This is a genomic window from Cupriavidus sp. 01L46 (genome assembly GCF_056399905.1).
In genome coordinates this window covers 1-4,303 of record NZ_JBFTSF010000419.1, presented here as the reverse complement: position 1 = coordinate 4,303, position 4,303 = coordinate 1, and the positions used below count along the sequence as shown (strand labels likewise).

Below are 4,303 nucleotides of genomic sequence, written 5' to 3'. Positions count from 1 at the left end.
GCCATGTCCAGTTCAGGCAGGGGAATTTCCTGAGCGACGTAGTCGTGATAGAGGGCGGTGGTGTAGAGCAGGCGCATCTGKGCGCCGATCTCGCAGATCTTGAGGCAGCGCTGCTGCAGCTCCGGGGTGTTGGCGTGTTCCAGCACGATCTGGTAGCCGCGTTCGCCGTGGATTTCATCGGAGACGATATGCAGGTCGAAGAACTCGACTTCTTCGTCGGTGAAGTTGTACTTGTCGCGCAGCGTGGGGGTCTGCTTGCGGTAGATCGAAGGCACTTGSGATTCCAGYCCGACGACCAGGCCGGCGACGGCCACGATGGGGTCTTCGCGCATGGCGACCGCGTAGCACCAGCTTTGCAGGCCACGGGTGGTGGGCGACATGTTGTCGGGGTCGAGCACGCGCTCGCGGGTGGTGCCGCAGGCTTGGGCAAAGCGGATCAGCAGGTCGGTGTGGCGGTCGCCGCCGATTTCTTCCTCATACATATTGGCCAGCAGGAAGTCCTTGGCTTCGGTGAAGCGGTCGGGGGTGCGGGCGTAGATGTAGGCGAGGTAGTCGGCGAAGGGGCCGACGTAGTGATAGTGGTTCTCGGCCCAGCGGGCGAGGTGGTCGCGGGAGAGCTTGCCGCTGGCCCAGGCGACGCTGAAGGGGGCTTTGTTGGCGCTTTTGCCCTTGATGGCGTTTTCAAGGGCGGCACGGAAATCATCACGGTTCATCAGTTCGGCCATCGGGGGCTCCTGGGGGAACGAGTTCAAGGTTGTGGGGGACTGCTTAGCATCTTCCGGAAGCAATCTGCTTGACCGGCTATCGTTTTTATAATTGTATACTATCTACAATTACAAGAAAGAGGTAGTGGTAGATCGAGCAAATAGGGCAGATAGGCAGCCCGCGTGCCGGCTGCACCGCGTTCAAGCGGCCCTGGCTTCACCCGCTGCCTCGATCTGCCGGTAGGCGAAGCCCGCCAGCGCCACATCCTCCAGCCCCACGCCCACGGACTTGTAGATCAGGATGTCCGTGTCATTGCTGCGCGGCTTCACGCTGCCGGTCACGACATCGGCCAGCTCGACGATCTTGTCGGCCGGCAGCGCGGCGGGATCCGCCAGCACGATGTCCCCGGCCTCGCGCATCGACTGGGGGCGCCATTCCACCACCAGGCGGGCCGCGCGGGAGAGCGCCACGTCGTCCAGCTCGCGGGTATGCGGCAGGCTCGACCCGATGGCCGCGACGAAGGCGCCGGGCTTGAGCGAATGGCCGGAGAACAACGGCGTGGTGGAGCGCGAGGCGGTKACCACGATGTCGGCCTGGGCCACGGCCTGGTCCGGCTCGGCAAAGTCGACCGGGATGCCGCACTGCTGCGCCAGGCGCTCGGGCATGGCGGCATCGGCATACGGGTCGGACAGCAAAATGCGCTTGAGCGGCAGGGCCGCGGCGAGCTGGCGGGCATGCTGCACGCCTTGCGTGCCGGCGCCGAACAGCGCCAGCACTTCGGCCCCCGGCCGCGCCAGGTGCCGGGCGGCCAGCACCGAGCAGGCAGCCGTGCGCAGCCGGGTGATCGCGCCCGCATCGAACGATGCCAGCGGCCGGCCGTCCTCGGTGGAGAAGATCAGGATGACAAAGGAGAACTGTCCCTTGATGGTGGTGTAGACCTTGGCGCCGGCCACCTGCTGCTCGGGAATCACCGCGCCCAGCGTCGACAGCTTGACGCCGCCGGCCTCGGTGCGGATACGCTCCTGCATGGCGGCGTTGCCTTGGCCGAAGCTGCGGAAGGCGTCCAGCATCACTTGCTGGGCGTCAGCGGGGCTGACGTGGCGGTCGATCATCTCGTCGGTGATATGCAGCATGGCTTGTTTCCTGGCGTAGCGGGAATGGAGGGGAAGCGTGAGGTCCAAGGTAAGGCGAGGAAAGGCGTGTCAGACGGGCAGGGCGAGCTTGACCAGCACGCCAATGGCGCCGGCCGTGCACAGCGCCAGCAGCAGCTTGCGCACGGCCTTGGCCGAAAAGCGKTTCTTGAGGCGATTGGACACCGCAAAGCCGACCAGCAGCATGGGCGACAGGCTCAGGCTGAGCCACAGGTCCACCAGCCCGAAACGGCCGGCGGCTGCCAGCATGGCCAGCGAAAACGCCGCGCCGGCACACAGGATGCAGCCGATGGTGGCGCGCAGCTGCGGCGGCGGCAGGTGCTGCATGACGATGGCAAAGGGCGGCGCGCCCGCCGAGGTGACCGTGCCCATGAAGCCGGAGGCAGCACCCGCCACCGCCATGTTCAGGCCGGATGCCTGCACCCGCCAGCCCAGCAGGCTCAGCATTACCGCGGCCAGGATCGACAGCGCGAACACCAGCGCCGGCAATTCGGCCGGCAGTTGCGTCATTGCCGCCACCGCCACCACCGTGCCCGCCGCGCGGCCAGCCAGGGCATTGCCCGCCGTGCGCCAGGCAATGGCACGGAACTCGCGTATCGCACCCAGCAACGAGACCAGCCCGCCCATGGCCAGCAAGGGGCCCGGGGCCAGTTGCGGAAAGAACAGCACGGCCACCGGCGCTGACACCATCGAGAAACCGATCCCGCCCACGCCTTGCAGGCAGGCGCCGCACAGGATCAGCGCGCCCATCAGGCCGAATTGCCAGGCGGTGGTGCCGGCGGGAAGAAGGGTGGAAAGTGTCATGGTGGATTGGATTGGTGTCAGGGATCGCGCTCTGCGCCATCGGTGATGGCATCTTGGTGGCACGATAAATTGGTATACAGTCTACATAAATTTCAAATGAAAGACATCTGAAACTGGCCAAATGGACGCCGCTGGCTCGCAAAAGGTGCCTGCCATCCCCGTTTCAGCGCGAAAATATAAGGGTTTGCACCAGATTGGGTGGATTCCCTAGTCCCGATAGATTTCGCTTGTTTTGATGTAGATCAAGAATATAGTATACGTTCATGGGGCAGCCATAGCCCCGCAAGACGAAAACGATGGTCTCTACAGATAAAGATCCAAGGGGAATACATGCAACACGAAGTGGTGATTGGCGCAGCACACTGGATCTACCTATCGGGCGTGGCGGTGATCGTCCTGACCATGATCCTGCGAGCCAATGTGGTCGTGCCGTCGATTCTGGGTACGTTTCTGGTGGTGTTTGCGCTGACCGGTAGCCCGGTTTCGGCGCTGGGAGGCATTTTTTCGGCAAGCCTGGTGGCGGCCAAGGAGTTGTTCAACATCTTCCTGGTCATCGCTTTCATGACGGCGCTGCTCAATTCGCTGAAGACGCTGCGCTCGGATATCCGCATGGTGGAGCCGTTCCGGGTGGTGATGAAGAACGGCCATTCCGCGTTCTTCATCCTGGCCGGCATTACCTACGTGATTTCGCTGTTCTTCTGGCCCACGCCGGCGGTGCCGCTGGTCTCGGCCATCTTGCTGCCGGCGGCGATCGCGGCCGGCCTGCCGCCTCTGGCGGGCGCCATGGCCATCGCGATTGCGGGGCAGGGCATGGCGCTTTCGTCCGACTATGTGATTGGCGTGGCGCCCGGGATCAGCGCCAAGGCAGCCGGCGCCGCGGTCAGCGCGGTGGTGGTCGCCGACCGCGCGCTGGTGCTGTCGATCATTACCGGCGCCATCGCGCTGACCCTGGCCTATCTGTCGATGCGCAAGCACATCGTGCCTGCCAGCGGCGCCTTGCTGACCCATTGGCAAGCGCGCGCGGGCGGCGCCGTGGAAAAGGCCGAGCACGCCGGCACCTTCGACAAGGCCGAGATCGCGCGCGGCACCGAGCACGACGAGCCGCTCGCAACCGATGCCAATATCGAGCGCAGCCTGGCCATGGTGGCGCTGCGCCGCGTCAAGTGGTCCAAGTGCTTCGCGGTGGTGACGCCGCTGGCCTTCCTGGCGGTGGTGGCCGTGATGGTGCTGCCGAAGATGGGTTCGGGCCTGCCTGAGTTGAAGGGCGGCGATGCGGCCGCGCTGGTCGGCGGCGTTGCGGCGCTGCTGATGATGCTGGCCACGCTGGCGGCGGAAGGCCCGCGCAAGATGCTCGATGTGTGCCCCGAGCACATTACCGATGGCTTTGTCTTCGCCTTCAAGGCCATGGGCTCGGTGCTGCCAATCGCCGGCTTCTTCTTTGTCGGCGCCGGCGAGACCGCGGCGCAGATCCTGGGTGTCAGCGCCGACAAGGCGCCCAGCCTGCTGTTCGAGCTGATCCAGGCTTACCAGCACATGATTCCGGATAACCATGTGCTGGTGGCGTTTGGCGTGCTGCTGGTGGGCATGATCACCGGCATCGACGGCTCGGGCTTTGCCGGCCTGCCACTGACCGGCACGCTGGC

Annotated in this window: 4 protein-coding genes; 1 reads left to right on the top strand and 3 read right to left on the bottom strand. The window is 64.9% G+C overall.

Annotated features, from left to right (window positions below):
• The 3 genes from AC1DS3_RS35775 to AC1DS3_RS35765 form a co-directional block, all read right to left on the bottom strand.
• On the bottom strand, positions 1-725 hold a 725-nt coding region (locus tag AC1DS3_RS35775; protein ID WP_477129059.1), incomplete at its 3' end, for a TenA family transcriptional regulator.
• 180 nt (positions 726-905) lie between these two features.
• Complete coding sequence (locus AC1DS3_RS35770; RefSeq protein WP_441641616.1) at positions 906-1,838, bottom strand: ornithine cyclodeaminase family protein; 933 nt, start codon at positions 1,836-1,838, stop codon at positions 906-908.
• A gap of 69 nt (positions 1,839-1,907) precedes the next feature.
• Entirely contained in the window at positions 1,908-2,660 is a 753-nt protein-coding gene (locus tag AC1DS3_RS35765) for a sulfite exporter TauE/SafE family protein (RefSeq protein ID WP_477129058.1), read from the bottom strand.
• Positions 2,661-2,990: 330 nt separating this feature from the next.
• On the opposite strand from AC1DS3_RS35765, the gene AC1DS3_RS35760 reads away from it, so the two are divergent.
• A partial coding sequence (locus AC1DS3_RS35760; protein WP_477129057.1) for a hypothetical protein occupies positions 2,991-4,303 on the top strand: 1,313 nt, incomplete at its 3' end.